We start from the raw sequence: 20,576 nt of genomic DNA on the forward strand, positions 1-20,576 counted from the left end.
AACGCCTCGGGGCCAGGCGGCCGTCCCGTCCCCCACGGACGGACCGCTCCCGCCGCACCGGTCACAGCACCCGGGGCTCCCCGCCACCCGGCAGGCACCTGCCACGCGTCGGGACCAGGCGGCCGTCCCCTCACCCACGGACAGACCGCTCCCGCCCGGCACGGCAGCGCGCCTGTCACGGCGCCCGGGGCACCTCGCCACCCGGCGGGCGGAATCAACGCCTCGGGGCCAGGCGGCCGTCCCGTCCCCCACGGACGGACCGCTCCCGCCGCACCGGTCACAGCACCCGGGGCTCCCCGCCACCCGGCAGGCGCCTGCCACGCGTCGGGGCCAGGCGGCCGTCCCCTCCCCCACGGACGGACCGCTCCCGCCCGGCACGGCAGCGCGCCGGTCGCGGCTGGTGATCACCGCCGCCCGCTCGCCCGCTCGTCCGGCCCCGGTCACGCCGCCTCCGTCCGGTCCGCCGCCATGCCGGCCGCGTCCAGCAGCGCCGTGCCCACGATGAGGTCGGCGCCGCCGAACTCGGGGTCGTCCAGCTCGGTGCCGTCGTCCACGGCGAACAGCAGCTTCTCCTCGCCCTGCCGGTAGGCGGTGCCGACCGGCGGGCTCGCGGCGTGCACCGCCAGCAGGGCGACCAGGTACGCCAGGTCGGAACCCTCGCGGCGGCGGGCCTCGGCCAGCAGGCCGGAGAGCCGGCGCGGGGCGTCGTGCGGCAGGTCGAGCAGTTCCTTGGCCGCCGCCAGCTGCTCCTCGGTGAAGCGGCTGTCGTCCGGGGTGGCGATCAGGTCGGGCTCGGGCATCTCGGCGCCCAGGTGCTCACGCTCGACGGGCGGGGTCAGCAGCAGGTCGACGAGGTCGCCGACCCGGACCGAGACGGGCGTGCGCAGACCGGTGCCGCGGGCGAAGAAGGCGTCGGTGACGCGCAGGGCCCGCTCCACGGGCAGCGGCAGCACGGGGGCGACGAGGTGGCCGTAGAGGTCGATGCCCGAGGAGGCGAGGGGGGTGGCGAAGGCCTGCCGGTCCTGTTCGGCGCGGAACAGCGGGCCCGCTTCCAGCAGCCGGGACTGGAGCTGGGTGTGGCGGCGGATGCAGTCCTTGACGATGTCGACCAGCTCGGCGGCGCGGCGCTTGTGCTCGGGTTCCTCGGACTCGTCGCGGGCCTTGCGGATGTTGGTGAGGATCGCGTTCTCGTGGCGGTAGCGGTCGGCGACGTGGTCGAGGGCCTCGGCGATCATGTCGGGGACGGCTTCCAGCCAGTCCACCGCGCGGACGTTGCGCCGGGTGGCGTCCAGGGCGCGGCGCAGGGTCTCCGAGTACTGCACGGTGCGGTAGCGGGCCTGCTCGGCGGCGAGCTGGGCGTCGGCGAGCCGGCCGCGGCTGATCAGCACCTCCAGCTTCACCTCGGCGGCGATCTGGGCGCTGGTGACATCGGTGTCCAGGGCGCCGACCAGGACGTTGACCGCCTCGTCGGTGGTGCGCAGATAGACGGTGCCGCCGGGGCCGGGGACCTCCTCGATCAGCTTGAAGTCGTAGTCGCGGCGCACGTAGCTGCCGTCCGGCTCGAACGTGCCGTACACCGCGCGGAAGCCGCGGTCGACGCTGCCGACGTTGATCAGGTTCTCCAGGACCCAGCGGGCCACCCGCTCGTGCTCGGCGGCGGGCCTGCGGGGGGCCTGGGCGGCAACGCGCGGGACGAGCCGGGCCACTATCTGGTCGTGGTCGGCGCCCGTGTCGAAGTCCATGTTCAGGGTGACCAGGTCGATGGCGGCGAGGGCGACCTCCGCCATGCCGTACACCGAGTACTCGCCCGCGAGGTTGGCCTTGCGCGCGTCGAGGTCGTGCAGCGGGGCGGTGCAGGCGAGGGCGCGCAGCCGCCGCGCCAGCCCCTCGTCGGCGGCCGGGCCCATGGCGGGGCGCGGCGCCGCGCTGAGCTGGGGCGGAGCACTGTCCGTCGATGCAGGCGAAGTCACGGTGCACAGACTAGGTCCTAGGTCTGACAACGACCCAAACGACCGTAGACGTCCCCGGGCGGACGGGCCCGCGCCCACGCCCACGCCCGCGCCCAGCGGACCCGCGCCCGGCGGACCCACGCCCGGCGGAGCAGTGCCCCGCCCTCCCCCCTCGGCAGCCCCCGCCCCGCCGCCCCGGTCAGCCGTCCTCGCCGACGCGTCGCCGGTAGACCTCCAGCACCCGCTCCAGCGAGGTCGCGAGGTACCCCGCGAGAAGCCGCTCGGCGGCCTCCCGGTCGCCGGCCTCCAGGGCCTGGAGGACCTCGTGGTTGCGCGCGATGTACGGCTCGTGCAGGCGGCGCGGGTCGTCCACCACGTGGAAGGCGAGCCGCAGTTCAGCGAAGACGCTGCGCATCACCTCGTCGGTGCGCTCGCTGCCCGCCAGGGCGACCAGTTCCCGGTGGAAGTGGATGTTGGCCGTGCCCACCCGTTTCCAGTCGCCTTCCCGGGCCGCCCGCCGCCCGTCCTCGACGGCCCCGGCCAGCCCTTCGAGCCGGTACGGCGGCTCGCCGAGCCCGCGGACCACGGCGCACTCGACGAGGGCGCGGGTGCGGTAGATGTCCTCGACGTCGTCGACGGTCAGGACCCGGACGAAGACGCCCCGGTTCAGCTCGTGCACCAGCAGGCGTTCATGGGTGAGCAGCCGGAACGCCTCCCGCAGCGTGTTGCGGGAGATCCCGAGCGCGCCGCCGATGCTGTCCTCGGACAGCCGGGTGCCGGGTGGGAAGAAACCGTCGGCGATCCGGCTCCTGAGGATGTCCGAGACCCGCTCGGCGGTACTGGTGCGCCCCAGGAGGGCGCGGTCGTCGGCGAGTTGCGCCAGCTGCTCTGCCATGCCCGGAATTCAACCTCAGACACAAGAACGAAACAACAGGGGTATTGAGGGATCGTTGAACAATCCCCTACGGTGCTGGACATCAGCTCATCAGCAAGCACCCTCCGTCCTCCTTCTGCGAGGTGCCCATGAGCACGACTCCTCCACCGCAGGCCCCGCTCACCGTCGTCCCGCGCCCCGACCACGACGGTCGCGGCGCCGACGACGGGGCCCTGGGCTGGCTGCGCGCCCTCGGCCCGCGGGGCCGCCGGGCCTTCGCCGGCGCGTTCGGCGGCTACGCCCTCGACTCCTACGACTACTTCACGCTGCCGCTGAGCATGGTCGCGCTGGCCGCGTACTTCGGCCTGGACAGCGGCCAGACGGGACTGTTCACCACCGTCACGCTGGTCGTCTCCGCGGTCGGCGGCGCCCTCGCGGGCGTACTGGCGGACCGGATCGGCCGGGTCAGGGCGCTGCTGCTCACGGTGATCACGTACGCCGTGTTCACGGTGGCGTGCGGTTTCGCGCCTAACTACGAGACGCTGCTGGTCTTCCGGGCGCTCCAGGGACTCGGTTTCGGCGGTGAGTGGGCGGTCGGCGCGATCCTGGTCGCCGAGTACGCGAGCGCCAAGCACCGGGGGCGCACCCTGGGCGCGATCCAGAGTTCCTGGGCGGTGGGCTGGGCGCTGGCCGCGATCGTGTACACGGTCGTGTTCTCGGTGGCCGACGAGGCACTGGCCTGGCGGATCATGTTCTGGACCGGCGCGCTGCCCGCGCTGCTCGTGGTCTGGGTGCGCCGCAGTGTGCACGACGCCCCCGAGGCCGCCGCCGCGCGCGAACGGAGCCCCGGCAAGGGCTCGTTCCGGGCGATCTTCGCACCGGGCGCGGGCGACGCCCCCGGACTGCTGCGGACCACGGTCTTCGCCGCGCTGCTGTCCACCGGTGTCCAGGGCGGCTACTACACGCTGGCCACCTGGGTGCCGACGTACCTGAAGGACGAGCGCGGCCTGTCGGTGGTGGGCACCGGCGGGTACCTGACGTTCCTGATCTCGGGTGCCTTCACCGGCTATCTGACCGGGGGTTACCTCACCGACCGCCTGGGGCGCCGGCGCAACATCTGGCTGTTCGCCCTGCTGTCGGCCCTGTGCATCCTGGCGTACGCCAACATCCCGGCCGGCGCGGACACCCTCCTGCTCGTGCTCGGCTTCCCGCTCGGCTTCTGCATGTCGGCGATCTTCAGCGGCTTCGGCTCCTACCTGGCCGAGCTGTACCCGACGGCGGTGCGCGGCACCGGGCAGGGGTTCACCTACAACACCGGACGGGCCGTGGGCGCCGTCTTCCCCACGACGGTCGGCTTCCTGGCCGACAGCTGGGGCGTGGGCGGCGCGCTGGTCTTCGGCGCGATCGGCTACGGCGTCGCGGCGATCGCGCTGCTCGGACTGCCCGAGACGCGCGGAAAGGAGCTGGCATGAACAGCACGCACCAGGTGACGGAGGACCGCGCGGTCACGCTCGTCGACGCGCACGCGCACGCGTGGCGGCCGGAAACGGCCCGGGCCCGCTTCCGGGAGGGGCTGACCGGCGCCACGGCGGGGGTCGCGGCCGGTCACACCCAGGCCAACCTGATCTCCGTACCCGCCGACTGGGCCTACGACATGCTGTTGTTCTGCACCCGCAATCCGAAGCCCTGCCCGGTGCTCGACGTGACGGACGCCGGCGGGTGGACGACCTCGCTGGCCGACGGCGCCGACCTGCGCACCGACCTGCCGCGCTACCGGGTGTGGCGGGACGGCGAGCTGGTGGACGAGCCGGCCGACGTACGCGCCCACTGGCGGGACGACCTCGTCTCGTTCCTCATCGGATGCAGCTTCACCTTCGAGTCGGCGCTGTCCCGGGCCGGCGTCCCGATCCGCCACGTCGAGCAGGGCCGCAACGTGCCGATGTACGTCACCGGCCGGCAGTGCGCGCCCGCCGGGCGGCTGCACGGGCCGATGGTGGTGTCCATGCGTCCGGTGCCGCCGCGGTACCTGTCCGCGGCGATCCGGGAGACCAGCCTGCTCCCTGCGGTGCACGGCGGCCCGGTGCACTGCGGTGACCCGTCGGCGCTCGGCATCGAGGACCTGGACCGGCCCGACTTCGGCGACGCGGTGGACCGGGAGCCGGACGACATCCCGGTGTTCTGGGCGTGCGGGGTGACCCCGCAGGCGGCGGTCATGGCCTCGCGCCCGCCGTTCGCGATCACCCACGCGCCCGGGCAGATGTTCATCACGGACGCGCGTGACGAGCAGTACCGGGTGGTGTGACCAGGGCGCTGCCGGTCGCGGACGCCCTTCACACGGCAGCAGTACCGGGTGGTGTGACCACGGCGCTGCCGGTCGCGGACGCCCTTCACACGGCACTGACCACCGGGGGACGCCCACGACAAGCGAGCACCCGGTGGATCGGCCAAGGCGACCGGCGCCGTCCCCGCCGTCCCACCGGAGGCACACCACCCCACTGGCGGCACACCACCCCTCGGTGTCCTCAAGCGGCCTCCCTGCGGTCGGTGACCGACAGGGCCGCCAGGGCCGCCGAGACCGCCGCGGACGCGCGCAGGTCGAGCCGGGCGCTCGTCCCGCGCGCGCGGTGGCGCAGTTCGTCGGCGGCCAGGGTCAGCAGCTGCGGCAGCAGGTCGGTGGAGCGCCGGGCCACCCAGCCGGTGCCGGCGGTGGCCAGCCACCACAGGCTCGCCGACCGGCTGGGCGCCGGGGACCCGGGCTCGGGCGAGGGCGCGGGCCCCCGGGCGAGCCCGTGCGCGGCGAGCAGCGCGTGGGCGCGCACGGCCAGTTGCCGGTGCCCCCGCTCACCGGGGTGCAGCCGGTCCGCGCTCCACATCGCGCGGTCGGTGACCCAGTCGCCGTCGCCCGCGTGCAGGTGCAGGGCGCCGTACCGCTCGGACAGCGCGTGGACCACCGTGTTGACGGCTCGCTGCCGCCGGGCCAGCGGCCGGGCCAGCGCTCCCGGCAGCCCGAGCATGGTGCCGGGGTCGGGCAGACAGGCCGTCAGCAGGGCGGCCCCCTGGGCGCTGAACGCCGCGTACACCTCGTCCAGCCGGGCGGCCACGGCGTGGATGTCGAAGGTGCGGCGCAGGGTGTCGTTGACGCCGACCACGACGGAGACGAGGTCGGGCCGCAGCGCCAGCCCGGCGGGCAGTTGCGCCTCCAGCACGTCCCGGGTCTGCGCTCCGCTGACCGCGAGGTTGCGGAACTCCACCGGCCGCTCGTCCTCCGCGGCGAGCGACCCGGCGAGCAGCGCCGCCCAGCCGCGCCGGCCGCCCGCGACCGGGTCGCCCACCCCCTCGGTCAGCGAGTCGCCGAGCGCCACGTACCGCGGCCGTCTCATGCCACGCCCTCCGCCACGCCCCGGCGGGAGGGCGCCACCGCCGTCGCGTCGTGCGCGGCGAGGAACGCGGCGACCGCCGTGTCCCAGCCGAAGCACTCCGCACGCGCGCGTGCCGCCGCCCGCCGCTCCGTCTCCGGGCGCCCGGCCAGCAGGTCCACGGCGTCGGCGAACGCCTCCCCGTGGTCGGCGGCGACGGCCCCGGCGGAGCCGATCACCTCGGGCAGCGCGGACGAGGCGCTGACCGCCACGGGCGTGCCGCAGGCCATCGCCTCCAGCGCGGCGAGCCCGAACGTCTCGGCGGGTCCGGGCGCCAGGCACACGTCGGCGGAGGCCTGGAGCGCGCCGAGCAGACCGCGGTCGCCCACGTGCCCGAGGAACTCGACGGGCAGCCGCCGTTCGCGGGCCCGCTGTTCGAGCCGGGCGCGCAGCGGGCCGTCCCCGGCCACCACGAGGACCGCCCGCCGGTCGCGCCGGCGCAGCGCCTCCAGGGCGTCCAGGGCCGTCCCGGGCCGCTTCTCCACGGACAGCCGGGAGCACATCACGAGCAGCGTCTCGTCCTCGCGCGCGTACCGCGCCCGCACCCGCGCGTCGCGCAGCGCCGGGTGCCGGGCGGCGAGATCGACGCCCAGGGGGGCGCGTACGACGTTGCGGGCGCCGATCCGCAGGAACTCCCGTTCGGCGAACTCGGTGGTGCACACCACGCGCGCGTACGTGTGCGCCGTACGGGTGTTGAGCGCGTCGGCGGCACGGCGGGCCGCCCCCTCGGACAGGCCCCAGGTGCGCAGGACGCCGTCGGCGGTCTCGTGGGAGACCATCACGGCGGGGATCCGGGCCCGCCGGGCCCACTTGCCGGTCCAGCGCAGTGTGGTGCGGTCGGAGACCTCCAGGCGGTCGGGGGCGAGTTCCTCCAGCAGGGCGGCGACGCGCCGCCTGTCGGTGAGGACGCGGTAGCCGCCGGTGCCGGGCAGCAGCGGGCCGGGCACGGTGATCACCCGTCCCTGCTCGGTCTCCTGGTCGCTCGCGCGCTCGCCGGGGACGACGAGGACGGGCTCGTGTCCGGCGGCGAGGTATCCCTTGCCCAGCTCGCGCAGGGCGGTGCGCAGGCCGCCGGAGGCGGGGGCGACGAAGTTGGCGAGCCGGACGATCCTGAGGGCGCTCATGCGGCCAGCACCGCCTTCCGTGCGGCGAGGACGTCCGTGTAGTGGCCGATCAGCCGGTCGCCGACGGCCGCCCAGGTGCGGCCTTCGACGGCCGCCCGTCCGGCGCTCCCGCAGGCGGCGCGCAGCGCCGGGTCGGCGGCCAGCGCCGCCACCGCGTCGCGTACGGCGTCCGCGTCCCGGGGCGGCACCAGCAGCCCGGTGCAGCCGTGGTCCACCAGGTCCAGCGGGCCGCCCGCGGCGGGCGCGACGACGGGGACCCCGCTGGCCATGGCCTCCTGCACGGTCTGGCAGAAGGTCTCGAAGGGGCCGGTGTGGGCGAAGACGTCCAGGGAGGCGAAGACCCGGGCCAGGTCGTCGCCGGTGCGGCGGCCGAGGAAGACGGCGCCGGGCAGGGCCTGCTCCAGGCCGGTGCGGCTGGGTCCGTCACCGACGATCACGACGCGTACGCCGTCCAGTGCGCAGACACCGGACAGCAGCTCGACCTGCTTCTCGGGGGCGAGCCGGCCGACGTAGCCGACGATCAGCTCGCCGTTCGGCGCGAATTCGCGGCGCAGCGCCTCGTCGCGCAGTTCGGGACGGAAGCGGGCGGTGTCCACCCCGCGCGGCCAGAGCCGGACCCGGGGCACGCCGTGCGCCCGGAGGTCGTGCAGGGCGGCGCTGGAGGGGGCGAGGGTGAGGTCGGCGGCGGAGTGTACGGAGCGGATGCGCCGCCAGGCCGCCGCCTCGCCGGCCCCCATGTACGTACGGGCGTATCCGGCGAGGTCGGTCTGGTAGACGGCCACGGCGGGGACGCCGAGCCGGGCGGCGGCGGCCATGCCGCGGACGCCGAGGACGAAGGGGCTGGCCAGGTGGACCACGTCGGCACGGTGCGCGGCGATCGCGGCGGCGAGGCGTCGGCTGGGAAGGGCGACGCGGACCTGGGGGTAGCCGGGGAGCGGAAGGGAGGGGACGTGGACGACCGGGCACGGCACCGCGAGGGGGTCGGGCCGGGTGCCGGGCGCCGGAGCGGGGGCGACGACGAGGGGAACGTGACCGCTGTCGACGAGGTGTCGGGCGGTCTGGAGCGCGCAGTGAGCCACGCCGTTCACATCGGGGGGGAAGGACTCGGTCACGATGACGACACGCATACCCGTGTTGTCGCCGGGCTGGACGTGGTCGCGTCAACGTGGATCTGTCCGGCCGAGGAACGGCCCGTGAGCGTTGGACTGCCCGCCCGAGCAGGTCAGACCGTGTCCACGCCCGCCTGACCCGGGGGCCACCCCTCGTTCACCCGGTGCGCGCATGCTTGTCCCGTCACCCCCGGGCGCCCCCGTGCGCGACAGCGCGCTCCCCGTTCACGCGGGCGTCTCCGGCGTACGGAGAGCCCGGCGTACGGACAGCCCCACGCACGGCGTACGGAGAGCCCGGCGCCCGGCGCCCTGGAGGGACTCCTCACGGGACTCCTCGCGCCCCTTCACGGAACTCACTGGACGAAGCTCATGCCACAACCTCACACCGCGGACGCGTCCGGCCCGATCCGGCTCCGTACGGCGGTCTGCACCTCGGCCTCCTCGGCCGGGTCGGCGGCGAGCCGGCGCAGCCGTTCGACGACGCGGTTGTCACCGGTCTCGGCGTGCCGGGCGGCGAGTTCGCGGGTGGTCTCCTCGCAGTCCCACAGGCACTCCACGGCGAACCCGGCCGGGAAGGACGGGTCGGTGGCGGCCAGTGCCCGGGCGGCCCGGCCGCGCAGGTGGGAGGAGCCGGTCTCCCGGTAGACGTGCCGCAGTACGGGGGCGGCGCAGCCGATGCCGAGCCGCCCGGCGCCGTCGACGAGGGTCCACAGGGTCGGCGCGTCGGGACCCTCGCCCCGTACCGCCTCGCGCAGCGCGGCCAGGACCAGGTCACGGTCGGCCGCGCCGCCGCGACAGGCCAGTACCCGGCCGGCGGCGGCGCCCAGCGCGTCGGGCCGGCGGGCCCAGCCGCGGGCCCGGTCCACGGCGGCGGGAGCACTCATCCGTTCGAACGCGGCGACGGCGGCCTCCACCACCCCCGCCGTGCCGGTGGCCACGGCGTGTTCGATCAGGCCGAGGGCGCCGGGATCGTCGCTGTCCGCGAGATAGCGCAACGCGGTGCAGCGGGCGCCCTCGGCACCGGACCGGGCGGCCTCGACGATCTCGGGCCGGTCCTCGGGACCGGCGACGGCGGTGAGGCACCGGGCGGCCGGCACATGAAGTGCGGTGCCCCGCTCCAGGCCCTGCTGGGCCCACTCGAAGACGGCGGCCACGCTCCAGCCCGGGCGGGGCCCGGTGGGCCGCAGCTGCCGCTGCCAGCGGTCGAAGCAGCCGGCCTCCTGCGCGGCACGCACGCGCGTGGCGATCGCTTCGCGGCTGTCCTCGGCCCACAGCCGCCAGGGCCTGGGTTCGAAGGCGTCCCGCACGGCGGCGGCCAGCTCGGCCTCGCCCTCGGGATCGGTGGTGAACCGCGCCAGCACGGGCTCGGCGAGGGCGCGCAGTCCCGCGTCGTCGTCCCGCAGCGCCAGCTCGTCCAGGGCCCAGGCCCAGTTGGTGCCGCGGGCGGCGTACCGGCGCAGCAGGTCGAGCGCGTCCCGCCGGCCGTAGGAGGCGAGGTGCCCGAGGAACGCCAGGGCCAGCCCCGTACGCGACTCCTCGGGGTCGAGGACGTCCTCGGTGTCGAAGAGGTGGGCCTCCACGGCGTCCAGCTCGCCGTCGAGGTCGAGGAAGAGGCGGGCGTAGTAGAGGGAGCGGTTCTCCACCTGCCAGTCGTGGCGCGGGTCGTGCAGCACGCAGTGGTGCAGGGCCGCGAGCGCCTCGGCGCGTGGCGCGGTGAGCGCGTGCAGCGTGCCGTCGCCGCGGCCCCGCTGGAGCAGGCCGAGCAGCGTACCGCTGGGCGCTATGACCGGATCGAACATGGGAAACAGCCTCACATCAAGACATCAAGCGTCGACGCAACCGGGTGAGCACGCGTTCACCTGACCGCGCGACAACACGTCGGAGCGCCCGCCGTCTCTTGCTTGCCGAAGACCATTTTCCTCTGCCTCTCGTCGGTGGCCCTTGCGGACCGGGTCACGGTCCGCGCGGTGCGGCAACACCTGCCCAGCCGTCACGTCCGTGAACCACGTCGTCATGATGACCCCGCGCTTCGTCCCGCCGCGACCGAAATATCGACGGCCCCCGTACGGCCGGTCCCCGTAGGGCCCCCGTGCCGCCTCACCGCGCGCCGAAGAGCTCCAGCAGTTCCTCGCGGTCGAACATGCGGGCCGTGTCGACGGCCGAGGGGGTGCCCGCCGCGGGGTCCGCGCCGGCCTCCAGAAGGGCCTTGACGACCTCGGTCTCACCCTTGAAGGCGGCCCCGGCGAGCGGGGTCTGCCCCCGGTCGTTGACCCGGTCGGCCTCGGCGCCGCGCTCCAGCAGTGCGCGCACCGTGCCGGCGTGGCCGTGGTAGGCGGCGAGCATCACCAGGGAGTCGCCGCGGTCGTTGGTGAGGTCGGCCGGGACGCCCGCGTCGACGTAGGCCGCGAGCGGCTCGGTCTGCCCTTGCCGGGCCAGATCGAAGATCTTGGTCGCCAGTTCGACGACCTCGGGGTCAGGGGCTTCGGTCATCGGCGGACCACCTCTCTCGTCTCTCGGACGCTCATCCATGGGCGCGCGGCCGCGAGCGGGGCGGCCGTGCGAGTGAATCGCCAGGGTACTGGCTCGTGGGACACATGGCCGGGGGCACCCGAGGTAAAGATCACCACGGCTCGACCGGCTCAAGAGGCGCTCCGCCACGCGGGGCAAAACGCCCGATTTTCACCCACTTGCACCTTTAATCATATGGATACATGCTGTGATCCTGGAAGTACTCATGGTGACTGTCCCCGCGAACCAGGAGAACTCACATGATCCTCTCGATTTCAGGCGTCATCCTGCTCGGCGTCGTCGTCTTCATCTACTTCCGCAAGGACGGCCTGAAGGCGTCGCACGCCGTGGTGGCCATGCTGTTCGGCTTCTACCTGTCGAGCACCGCCGTCGCCCCGAGCATCAAGGCGGGTGGCGAGAGCCTGGCCGGCCTCCTCGGCGGACTCAAGTTCTGACCGCCCGTACCCCCGTCCGCACCTCCAGGAGGCAGCAGTGGCCCGGCGCCCCCTCCCCCGCATTCTGAGCAACGGCGGCGCACAGCTCGCCCGGAGCCGGGAGCTGGCCCGGACGGCGGCCGACAGCGCCACCGACGTCCTCCAGCCGCTGATCACGATCGCCCGCGGCTTCGGCCGGCTCGTCGCGGCCGCGCGGCACAGGTGGACCGAGACCCCCAAGGACCGGCGCGGCGCGCTGCTGTTCCTGGTGGCCTCGGTCGTCCTGGTCGTGGGCCTGATGCCGTACGGCCCGCTGCTCGCCGCCGTCACGCTGATGGCGGCGGCGGCCTGGCAGGGCAGGAACCGCGCCCCGGCCCCGCCCGAGGAAACCGACGACGCCCGGACCCGGCGCCTGACCTCGCTCTACGAGGCCCTGGTCCCCTATTTCTCGCTCGCCGAGGACCCCGATCCCCTGTACACGCACGGCGGCGGCTGGGAGAAGGCCTTCCCGGCCTACGAGTTCGACGACGACGGCCGTCTCGCGCACCTGGTGGTCCACTACCCGGCGTACTTCACCGACGGCGAGGCCGCCGCCCGCGCCCGGATCGAGCACCTGCTCACCGCGAAGGCCGGGCGGGGCCGCGAGTACCGCTTCACCTGGGACGAGGAGGCCAACGACCTCACCCTCACCGTCCTCGCCCCGCTGCCCACCGACATCGCCGCCCAGCGCTTCGTCACCGCGCCCGGCGAGACGGTCCTCGGCTTCACCGACCCCACCCGGGTGCAGCGCACCCTGCCGCTCACCCACGGCGAGGAGCGGCGCGACGTACCGCCGGTCGTCTGGCGCACCGGCGTGCGCTCCACCGAGCCGCACCTGCTGGTCCTCGGCCGGCCGGGCACCGGCACCTCCACGCTGCTGCGCTCCGTCGCCCTCCAGGCCCTGCACCACGGCGGCGACCTGGTGATCGTCGACGGCGGCGGCACCGGCGAGTACGCCTGCCTGACCGGGCGCGACGGCGTGCTGGCCGTCGAGTGCGGCCTCACCGGGGTGCTGACCAGCCTGGAGTGGGCCGCCCAGGAGACGGAGCGCCGGCTGATCGCCGTCAACCAGGCCCGGCAGGAGGGGCAGCCGCCGCCCGAGGACACCCGGCGGCCGCTGTGGCTCCTGCTGGACCGGCCGAGCGCCTTCACGCACCTGGCCGGCGTGGACGGCCGCAAGGATCCGCAGGCCCTGCTCCAGGTCCCGCTGCGGCACGGCCGGGCCGCGCACGTGACGGTGGTGGTGGCCGACCAGCTCGACGCCCTCGACACGCTCGGCGACGCCGTACGGCAGCACACGCGCGCGCGGGTGGTGCTCGGCGCGGCCGGTTCCGACGAGCTGACGGCCGCGCTCGGCGCTCCCCCGGGGACCACGCCCGTCGACCAGGTCCCGCCCGGCCGCGGTTACGCCCGGCTGGGCACCGGCCCGGTCCTGCGCCTTCAGGTACCGGCCACCCCGGACCCGTACGACGACGCCACCAGCGACAGCCACCGGCAGGCGGTCCTGGACCTGCTCCCGCCGCGCACCACGCCGGCCGACGGGGAGCACGTGCCCGACGTGCCGGGCAGCGAGAAGGAGGCACCCGCGGAACCGGCTCCGCCGGCCGAACGGGCCGAACCGGCTGAACCCGGCGAACCCGGCGAACCGGAAGCAGACGCCCCCGAGCCGGACCCGGCCCCGGCGCGGCCGGTCCCAACCCTCGCCGGTCCGGAGGAGGAGACGAAGAGGCGAGGAAAGCGGCGGGGGAGGAAGTCGGTGCCCACGCTCATCAAGCCGTAGCCGCGGCCATAGCCGTGGCCGTGGCCGTAGCCGTGGCCGTGGCCGTAGCCGTACCTCCCGGCTGTCCCCGCGCGGTCGCCCCCCTCCACTGGGGGGGGCGCCGCGCGTCACGCCACGAAGGTCCGGGGCGCCTCCGCCCCGCCGACGCCCCCGCTCTCGACCAGCCGCGCCGCCGCGGCCAGCCGCAAGGCCGCCTCGTCGGCCACCGCGCCACCGACCGTGAACGGCAGCCGCGCGTACCCCTCGAAGGCCCCGTCGACCCCGAACCGCGGCCCGGACGGCACCCGGACCCCGACCCGCTCCCCCGCCTCGGCGAGCCGCGACCCCGACAGGCCGCCCGTGCGCACCCACAGGGTCAGCCCGCCCGCGGGCACCTCGAACTCCCACGCGGGCAGCTCCCGCCGTACCGCCGTGACCAGCGCGTCCCGGTTCTCCCGCGCCTGCGCGCGGCGCAGTTCGACGGCCCGTTCCCAGCCGCCGGTGCCGAACAGCCAGTTCACCGCCAGCTGTTCGAGGACGGGGGTGCCCATGTCGGCGTAGGCGCGGGCGGCGACGAGGCTGCGGATCACGTCGGGGGCCGCCCGCACCCAGCCGATGCGCATCCCGGCCCAGAACGCCTTGCTGGCCGAACCGACGGTGACCACGGTCGAACCGGCCGGGTCGAAGGCGCACACCGGGGGCGGCATCGCCACGTCCTCGTCGAGCAGCAGCTCGCTCATGGTCTCGTCGGCCACCAGCACCGTCCCCGCCGACCGGGCCGCCTCCACCAGCTGCCGCCGCTGGTCCTCCCCGGCGAGCGCGCCGGTCGGGTTGTGGAAGTCGGCGACGACGTAGGCGAGGCGGGGCGCGGCCTCCCGCAGCACCTGGCGCCACCGGTCCAGGTCCCAGCCGTCGAGGCCGCCGGCCATGGCGACGGGCACCAGCCGCGCGCCCGCCTCCCGCATCAGCTGGAGGATGTTGGCGTACGAGGGCGACTCGACGGCGATGCGTTCGCCGCGGCCCCCGAACAGGTGGCAGATCGCGTCCATCGCGCCCATCGCGCCGGTGGTCACCATGATCTGCTCGGGCATGGTCGGGATGCCCCGCGCGGTGTAGCGGTCGGCGAGGGTGGCGCGCAACGCGGGCAGCCCGGCCGGGTAGTCGCCGTGCGTGTGCGCGTACGGCGGCAGTTCCTCCAAGGCGCCCTGGACGGCGCGGGTGAGCCAGGGTTCGGGCGCCGGGAGGGCCGCGCAGCCCAGGTCGATCACCGAGCCGAGCGCCTCGGGCGGCAGCGGCTCCAGGCCCCGGGCCGGCACCGGGTTCCCGGGCGGGACGGCGGTCCAGCTGCCCGCGCCGCGCCGGGACTCCAGGAAGCCCTCGGCGCGCAGGGCTTCGTAGGCGGCGGCGACCGTGGTGCGGCTGACCGACAGGGCGAGGGCGAGTTCCCGCTCGGCGGGCAGCCGGGCGGCGACCGGTACCCGTCCTTCCAGCACGAGCAGCCGGACGCCGTCGGCCAGCGCCCGGTAGGCGGGCGGGCGGCGGGTGCCGGGTCCGGCCGGGCGCTCCTGCTGCGAGCCGAGCAGCCGCGCGAGCTGCGCGGCTCCCACGGCCGAAGTCCACTGCCCCATGCGAATCAGTCCACCTTCCGCGAATTGGCCCTGGATGGCTTCTGCTTCCAGGCCACAGGGTGACACAGGTCAAGCCACGTTTTCACCCCAGGGGGCACAGCATGTCCGCACGGCAGTCCACCCGGAGCCACCTCACCCGCCGGCTCACCCAGCTCTACGGCGGCCTGCTGCTCTACGGGGCCAGCTCGGCGCTGCTGGTCCGCTCGGGCCTCGGTCTGGAACCGTGGAACGTGCTGCACCAGGGCCTCGCGGAGCGCACGAGCCTGTCGATGGGCGTGGTCCTCACCGTCGTCGGCGCGGCGGTCCTCCTGCTGTGGATACCGCTGCGGCAGCGGCCGGGCCTGGGCACCGTCTCCAACGTCCTGGTGATCGGGGCCGCGATGGACGCGACACTGGCGCTGGTCCCGGACGTCCATGCCACGGCGGCGCGGATCGCGTTCCTGGCCGCGGGGATCGTCCTCAACGGCGCGGCGACCGGCCTGTACCTCGCGGCACGGTTCGGCCCCGGACCGCGCGACGGCCTGATGACGGGCCTGAACCGGCGCACCGGCCTGTCCGTGCGCCTGGTGCGTACGGCGGTGGAGATCACGGTCGTGGTGACGGGCTTCGCCCTCGGCGGCACCGTCGGGATCGGCACCCTGCTGTACGCGGTGACGATCGGCCCGCTCGCCCAGCTGTTCCTGCGCGTGTTCGCCGTCCCCCCGGCATCCGGCGGCAGCACGGTGGTTGCCACCGGTCAACCCCGGGCGGCCATACTGCGTCGGTGACCACCCCCATACGCCACCCCTACCTCGACCATCCCGGTCCGATCGCCTTCGCCCACCGGGGCGGCGCGGCCGACGGCCTGGAGAACACGCTGCGCCAGTTCCGGCGCGCGGTCGAGACGGGCTACCGGTACATCGAGACCGACGTGCACGCCACCCGGGACGGCAAGCTGGTCGCCTTCCACGACGCGACGCTGGACCGGGTGACCGACGGCACCGGCCGGATCGCCGGGCTGCCGTGGTCCGAGGTGAGCCACGCGCGCGTGGCGGGCAGCGAACCGCTCCCCCTCTTCGAGGAACTGCTGGAAACCTTCCCCGAAGTCCGCTGGAACGTGGACGTCAAGGCCGAACCGGCCCTGCTCCCCTTCCTGAACCTCGTAGGGCGCACCAACTCCTGGGACCGGGTCTGCCTCGGCTCGTTCTCCGAGGCGCGCGTGGCGCGCGCCCAGCGGCTGGCCGGCCCCCGCCTCGCCACCTCGTACGGCACCCGGGGCGTGCTGGGGCTGCGGCTGTGCTCCTGGGGCGTGCCGGGTGCGCCGCGCCGCCCGGCGGTGGCCGCGCAGGTGCCCGAGGCCCAGTCGGGCATCCCGGTGGCCGACCACCGCTTCGTGCGCGCCGCCCACGCGCGCGGGCTCCAGGTGCACGTGTGGACGGTGAACGAACCCGAGCGCATGCACCGGCTCCTGGACCTCGGCGTGGATGGCATCATGACCGATCACATCGACATACTGCGCAAGGTCATGGAGGACCGCGGCGTCTGGGTCTGAGACCCGCGTCCGGTCCGGGCACCGCGCGTCACGGGGAAGGCGAGGGCACGGGTGGGCACCGACACCGTGCGGACACAGGCGGCCGACGAGGCCGCCGGGCGCCGGCGCGAACAGCGCGGCTGGTACTTCTACGACTGGGCCTGCTCGGTCTATTCGACGAGCGTGCTCACCGTGTTCCTGGGCCCCTATCTCACCTCGGTCGCCGAGGCGGCGGCGGACGGGGACGGATTCGTCCATCCGCTGGGCATACCCGTGCGGGCCGGGTCGTTCTTCGCGTACGCGGTCTCCCTGTCGGTGATCGTGGCGGTACTGGTGATGCCCCTGGTGGGTGCCGCCGCCGACCGCACGGGCCGCAAGAAGCCGTTGCTGGGCGCGGCGGCGTACGTCGGCGCGGCGGCCACGGCCGGCATGTTCTTCCTGGACGGCGACCGCTATCTGCTCGGCGGCGCGCTCCTGGTGATCGCCAACGCGGCCCAGTCGGTCGCGACGATGCTCTACAACTCCTACCTGCCGCAGATCGCGCCGCCCGAGGAACGCGACGCCGTCTCCTCCCGCGGCTGGGCCTTCGGCTACGCGGCCGGGGCACTGGTCCTGGTCGTCGACCTGGTGCTGTACACCGCGCACGACTCCTTCGGGCTCACGGAGAGCGCGGCGGTCCGGATCTGTCTGGCGTCGGCGGGCCTGTGGTGGGGCGCCTTCGCGCTGATCCCGCTGCGCCGGCTGCGGGACCGCCGGGCCCCCGCGCGGGAGGCGGCCCTGCCGGGCCTGCGGCAACTGGCGGCCACGGTGCGCGGCATGCGCCGCCACCCGCTGACACTGGCCTTCCTGCTGGCGTACCTGGTCTACAACGACGGCATCCAGACGGTGATCTCCCAGGCGTCGGTCTACGGCTCCGAGGAGCTGGGACTGGGCCAGTCCACGCTCATCGTGGCCGTCCTGCTCGTCCAGGTACTGGCCGTGGCGGGGGCACTGCTGCTGGGCCGGCTGGCCCGGCGGTACGGCGCCAAGCGCACGATCCTCGGTTCGCTGGCGGCCTGGACGGTCACCCTCGCGGCCGGGTACTTCCTGCCCGCCGGGGCACCGGTGTGGTTCTTCGCCCTGGCCGCCGGGATCGGCCTGGTCCTCGGCGGCAGCCAGGCCCTGTCCCGCTCGCTCTTCTCCCACCTCGTGCCGCCCGGCAAGGAGGCCGAGTACTTCTCCGCGTACGAGATCAGCGACCGCGGCATGAGCTGGCTGGGGCCCCTGCTGTTCGGGCTGACCTACCAGCTGACCGGGAGCTACCGGGACGCGATCATCTCGCTGGTGGCGTTCTTCGTCATCGGCTTCGTGCTGCTGGCGCGGGTGCCGGTCGGGCGGGCGATCCGCGACGCGGGCAATCCCGTTCCCGAAAGGATTTAGCACTTGGCGGGAAAGGGCGGTAGTGTACGCCTTTGGCCTGCCAGGCGTACCGTTACTGCGCGTCAAAGATGCCGAAACGTCGGGTGACATCTCCGAGGAGAGGTGACATACCGGACGCCGGTGGGTACTGCACTGGTTGACAAAGGCTGCGGCCACGACGGCGACACATGGCCCCGGAACGGGACTCGGGACGGGAATCTTTACCGCCGACCGGACGTTGACCGGATGACGACGACAGCGACACCTGTCCTGTGGGCGACAAGCCCGGGAGGCACGATTCATGAGTGAGCGAGCTCTTCGCGGCACGCGCCTCGTGGTGACCAGCTACGAGACGGACCGCGGCATCGACCTGGCCCCGCGCCAGGCCGTGGAGTACGCATGCGAGAAGGGGCACCGGTTCGAGATGCCCTTCTCGGTCGAGGCGGAGATTCCGCCGGAGTGGGAGTGCAAGGTCTGCGGGGCCCAGGCACTCCTCGTGGACGGCGACGGCCCTGAGGAGAAGAAGGCCAAGCCCGCGCGTACGCACTGGGACATGCTGATGGAACGACGCACTCGCGAGGAACTCGAAGAGGTCCTCGAGGAGCGGCTGGCGGTTCTGCGCTCCGGCGCGATGAACATCGCGGTGCATCCGCGGGACAGCCGCAAGAGTGCGTAGTCCCTGCGGGGCCTGAGGGCCCGATGCAGCGCACGTGAGTGACCGCGGGCGCCGTACGTCTCGACGTACGGCGCCCGCGGTCTGTGCTGTGACGTACGGCGCCGCAGTCTTCGCGGTACGGGGCGGGTGGTGGCGCCCCGCCCCTCGGACGTCAGCGGGTCAGGGGCGGGCGCGGGTCCTGGTCCGCGGGGCCTCGCTCGTCGTCCCGTACGACCTCGCCCGGGACGACCTTGCCGTCCGGGCGGTGCATACGGGCCTGGCGGAAGGCGTCGCCCAGGGTGCCGGGGCCCGCCGCGCGCAGACGGCGCTCGAAGGTCCGCTCCGCGTACCGGCTCACCGCCTTCTGGACCGGGGGCAGCAGCAGGAGCAGGCCGGCCGCGTCGGAGACCAGGCCGGGGATCATGACGAGCAGGCCGCCCAGCATCATCAGGCCGTTGCCCTCGCTGTTGGGCCGGGCCGCCGGCGTCGTCCCGCCCTGCTGCTGGCGCAGCGTCTCCTGGAGGCTGCGGAAGGCACGGCGTCCCGCCCGCTTGATGATCACTGAGCCGAGGACGATGCCGGCCAGCAGGACCAGGAAGACCACCAGGCCGTTCGACGCCCCCGCGACCAGCGTCAGCAGCCAGATCTCCAGCACCAGCCAGGCGGCGACGCCCAGCGGCAGGAACGTGCGCAGGCGGGAGCGGCGGGGCCGGGTGGCGGGGTGGCTGGGGGTGTGCGCGCCAGTCGTCATGTCTCCAGTGTGCCCGGGCCCGGCTCAGCGCGGGATAAGGGCCCGGTCACGGGGTCCGGGACGACGGCCGGTGCGGCGCGCGGTCCGGCTTGTCGCGGTCCGGCTTGTCGCGGTCCGGCTTGTCGCGGTCCATGATCTTGCCGACCCGCTCCCCGACGCCCCAGGCGGTGACCCGCCAGAGCGCCTCGACCAGGATGTCCTTGCTCATCTTGGAGTCGCCCAGCTCGCGCTCGACGAAGGTGATCGGCACCTCGACCACGTGGTAGCCGGCCTTGACCGCGCGGCGGGCCAGGTCGACCTGGAAGCAGTAGCCCTGCGAGGACACGTCCCCCAGGCCGAGGCCCTCCAGGGTCTCCCGCCGGAAGGCCCGGTAGCCGCCCGTGATGTCGCGCAGCGGCAGGTCCAGCGCGAGGCGCGAGTAGAGGCTGCCGCCGCGCGAGATGACCTCGCGGGACTTGGGCCAGTTCACCACCCGGCCGCCCGGCACCCAGCGGGAGCCGAGGACCAGGTCGGCCCCCTTCAGGGCGGTCAGCAGCCTCGGCAGTTCCTCGGGCTGGTGGGAGCCGTCGGCGTCCATCTCGATCAGGACGCCGTAGTCGCGCTCCAGGCCCCAGCGGAACCCGGCGAGGTAGGCGGCGCCGAGCCCTTCCTTGCCCTTGCGGTGCAGGACGTGTACGTGGTCGTCGGCGACGGCGAGTTCGTCGGCGAGCTTGCCGGTGCCGTCGGGGCTGTTGTCGTCGGCCACCAGGACGTGCGCCTCGGGGACCGCCTCGCGCACGCGGGCGACGATCGCCTTGATGTTCTCCGACTCGTTGTAGGTCGGGATGATCACCAGGGGCGTGCCGAGGGGGCCGAACCTTCTCTCCTGGCCCGCTGCCGCTCGCGTCCCGTCACCGTCGTTCACTGCTGCCCCTTCGAGTCCGTACGCAGAGCACCACCATAGTGGCCGGGGCCTGCGATGACGTGACAGGACGTTCGTATGGTGGTGTCGTTTCCACAAGACCTGGGTAGTAATCGGTCTTTTGGGGCAGGACCCGCGGGCGGAAGTCCGCGGACACCGTGGGACTCCGCGGTACTCCGGCGGTACTCCGTGGGACTCGACTGCGGATGGGGGCCCGGCGCCCTTCGGGCCGACCCGGGACCCGCTGGCTGCGGATCGACCTAGAGCCGTTGTCTACTGAGCGCCCGGGCCCCACCCGGGTCACACCTCCCGACCGGCCGGAACGTTCCCTCGCCTGGCGCGAGTGCTGGGCCTGGCTCACAGTGACGGCGCGCCGGTGCGGCACACCGTCCCTGACCCAGCGGCGCCGCGGCGTGTGCGCGGTAGTTCCCCGGTCGGGCGTCCGGTGGTGGACTCCGCCGAACCTACCGGCCCGGCTCCGTCGCCTGTCAACAGCCGTTTGACCTGCGGTGATCAGATCA

18 protein-coding genes are annotated in these 20,576 nt (G+C 74.3%); 8 read left to right on the forward strand and 10 right to left on the reverse strand.

The genetic code is table 11. The features are described 5' to 3' along the window. Nucleotides 1-440 precede the first annotated feature (440 nt). Both ACIQR3_RS20035 and ACIQR3_RS20040 read right to left on the reverse strand, forming a co-directional pair. Complete coding sequence (locus ACIQR3_RS20035; RefSeq protein ID WP_403540612.1) at nucleotides 441-1,970, reverse strand: hypothetical protein; 1,530 nt, start codon at nucleotides 1,968-1,970, stop codon at nucleotides 441-443. 178 nt (nucleotides 1,971-2,148) lie between these two features. Further along, the gene (locus ACIQR3_RS20040; protein WP_403540614.1) at nucleotides 2,149-2,844 is read right to left on the reverse strand and encodes a GntR family transcriptional regulator; all 696 of its coding nucleotides are present in this window, start codon (nucleotides 2,842-2,844) and stop codon (nucleotides 2,149-2,151) included. Nucleotides 2,845-2,972: 128 nt separating this feature from the next. On the opposite strand from ACIQR3_RS20040, the gene ACIQR3_RS20045 reads away from it, so the two are divergent. Both ACIQR3_RS20045 and ACIQR3_RS20050 read left to right on the forward strand, forming a co-directional pair. Beyond that, nucleotides 2,973-4,295, forward strand: a complete 1,323-nt coding sequence (locus ACIQR3_RS20045) for an MFS transporter (RefSeq protein WP_403540616.1) — start codon at nucleotides 2,973-2,975, stop codon at nucleotides 4,293-4,295. Then, the gene (locus ACIQR3_RS20050; protein ID WP_403540619.1) at nucleotides 4,292-5,125 is read left to right on the forward strand and encodes a putative hydro-lyase; all 834 of its coding nucleotides are present in this window, start codon (nucleotides 4,292-4,294) and stop codon (nucleotides 5,123-5,125) included. The genes ACIQR3_RS20045 and ACIQR3_RS20050 overlap by 4 nt, the downstream gene beginning before the upstream one ends. Before the next feature lie 220 nt (nucleotides 5,126-5,345). Here ACIQR3_RS20050 and ACIQR3_RS20055 read toward each other — a convergent pair whose 3' ends face one another. The 5 genes from ACIQR3_RS20055 to ACIQR3_RS20075 form a co-directional block, all read right to left on the reverse strand. Further along, nucleotides 5,346-6,203 carry an SGNH/GDSL hydrolase family protein gene (locus tag ACIQR3_RS20055; RefSeq protein WP_403540622.1) on the reverse strand — a complete coding sequence of 286 codons (858 nt, stop codon included), beginning with the start codon at nucleotides 6,201-6,203 and terminating at the stop codon, nucleotides 5,346-5,348. Beyond that, the gene (locus ACIQR3_RS20060) at nucleotides 6,200-7,363 is read right to left on the reverse strand and encodes a glycosyltransferase (protein WP_403540625.1); all 1,164 of its coding nucleotides are present in this window, start codon (nucleotides 7,361-7,363) and stop codon (nucleotides 6,200-6,202) included. The genes ACIQR3_RS20055 and ACIQR3_RS20060 overlap by 4 nt, the downstream gene beginning before the upstream one ends. Next, the gene (locus tag ACIQR3_RS20065; protein WP_403540628.1) at nucleotides 7,360-8,490 is read right to left on the reverse strand and encodes a glycosyltransferase family 4 protein; all 1,131 of its coding nucleotides are present in this window, start codon (nucleotides 8,488-8,490) and stop codon (nucleotides 7,360-7,362) included. The genes ACIQR3_RS20060 and ACIQR3_RS20065 overlap by 4 nt, the downstream gene beginning before the upstream one ends. A gap of 362 nt (nucleotides 8,491-8,852) precedes the next feature. Continuing rightward, nucleotides 8,853-10,271 carry a HEAT repeat domain-containing protein gene (locus tag ACIQR3_RS20070; protein WP_403540631.1) on the reverse strand — a complete coding sequence of 473 codons (1,419 nt, stop codon included), beginning with the start codon at nucleotides 10,269-10,271 and terminating at the stop codon, nucleotides 8,853-8,855. Nucleotides 10,272-10,569: 298 nt separating this feature from the next. Next, complete coding sequence (locus ACIQR3_RS20075; protein WP_403540633.1) at nucleotides 10,570-10,962, reverse strand: ankyrin repeat domain-containing protein; 393 nt, start codon at nucleotides 10,960-10,962, stop codon at nucleotides 10,570-10,572. A gap of 278 nt (nucleotides 10,963-11,240) precedes the next feature. Here ACIQR3_RS20075 and ACIQR3_RS20080 point away from each other — a divergent pair, with 278 nt between their 5' ends. Next, on the forward strand, nucleotides 11,241-11,435 hold the full coding sequence (locus ACIQR3_RS20080) for a hypothetical protein (RefSeq protein WP_403540636.1): 195 nt from the start codon (nucleotides 11,241-11,243) through the stop codon (nucleotides 11,433-11,435). Between the two features lie 37 nt (nucleotides 11,436-11,472). Beyond that, on the forward strand, nucleotides 11,473-13,233 hold the full coding sequence (locus tag ACIQR3_RS20085) for a hypothetical protein (protein ID WP_403540638.1): 1,761 nt from the start codon (nucleotides 11,473-11,475) through the stop codon (nucleotides 13,231-13,233). A gap of 107 nt (nucleotides 13,234-13,340) precedes the next feature. Here ACIQR3_RS20085 and ACIQR3_RS20090 read toward each other — a convergent pair whose 3' ends face one another. Next, a complete protein-coding gene (locus ACIQR3_RS20090) occupies nucleotides 13,341-14,840 on the reverse strand; it encodes a PLP-dependent aminotransferase family protein (protein WP_403540640.1) in 1,500 nt (499 codons plus the stop codon). A 101-nt stretch (nucleotides 14,841-14,941) separates the two neighbouring features. Here ACIQR3_RS20090 and ACIQR3_RS20095 point away from each other — a divergent pair, with 101 nt between their 5' ends. From ACIQR3_RS20095 to ACIQR3_RS20110, 4 genes are all read left to right on the forward strand, one after another. After that, nucleotides 14,942-15,607 carry a YitT family protein gene (locus tag ACIQR3_RS20095; RefSeq protein WP_403540642.1) on the forward strand — a complete coding sequence of 222 codons (666 nt, stop codon included), beginning with the start codon at nucleotides 14,942-14,944 and terminating at the stop codon, nucleotides 15,605-15,607. After that, the gene (locus ACIQR3_RS20100; protein WP_403540645.1) at nucleotides 15,604-16,371 is read left to right on the forward strand and encodes a glycerophosphodiester phosphodiesterase; all 768 of its coding nucleotides are present in this window, start codon (nucleotides 15,604-15,606) and stop codon (nucleotides 16,369-16,371) included. The genes ACIQR3_RS20095 and ACIQR3_RS20100 overlap by 4 nt, the downstream gene beginning before the upstream one ends. A 51-nt stretch (nucleotides 16,372-16,422) precedes the next feature. Beyond that, the gene (locus ACIQR3_RS20105) at nucleotides 16,423-17,769 is read left to right on the forward strand and encodes an MFS transporter (protein WP_403540648.1); all 1,347 of its coding nucleotides are present in this window, start codon (nucleotides 16,423-16,425) and stop codon (nucleotides 17,767-17,769) included. Nucleotides 17,770-18,049: 280 nt separating this feature from the next. After that, nucleotides 18,050-18,424, forward strand: coding sequence for an RNA polymerase-binding protein RbpA (locus ACIQR3_RS20110; RefSeq protein WP_003977404.1), 375 nt, complete (start codon nucleotides 18,050-18,052; stop codon nucleotides 18,422-18,424). 151 nt (nucleotides 18,425-18,575) lie between these two features. Here the strand turns inward: ACIQR3_RS20110 and fxsA are convergent, their stop codons facing one another. Both fxsA and ACIQR3_RS20120 read right to left on the reverse strand, forming a co-directional pair. Next, the gene (gene fxsA / locus ACIQR3_RS20115) at nucleotides 18,576-19,154 is read right to left on the reverse strand and encodes an FxsA family membrane protein (RefSeq protein WP_403540650.1); all 579 of its coding nucleotides are present in this window, start codon (nucleotides 19,152-19,154) and stop codon (nucleotides 18,576-18,578) included. 46 nt (nucleotides 19,155-19,200) lie between these two features. Beyond that, complete coding sequence (locus tag ACIQR3_RS20120; RefSeq protein WP_403540652.1) at nucleotides 19,201-20,058, reverse strand: polyprenol monophosphomannose synthase; 858 nt, start codon at nucleotides 20,056-20,058, stop codon at nucleotides 19,201-19,203. Between the last annotated feature and the right edge of the window lie 518 nt (nucleotides 20,059-20,576).

Origin of the sequence: Streptomyces sp. NPDC090994 (assembly GCF_044768905.1) — a bacterium.
Taxonomy (GTDB): Bacteria; Actinomycetota; Actinomycetes; order Streptomycetales; family Streptomycetaceae; genus Streptomyces.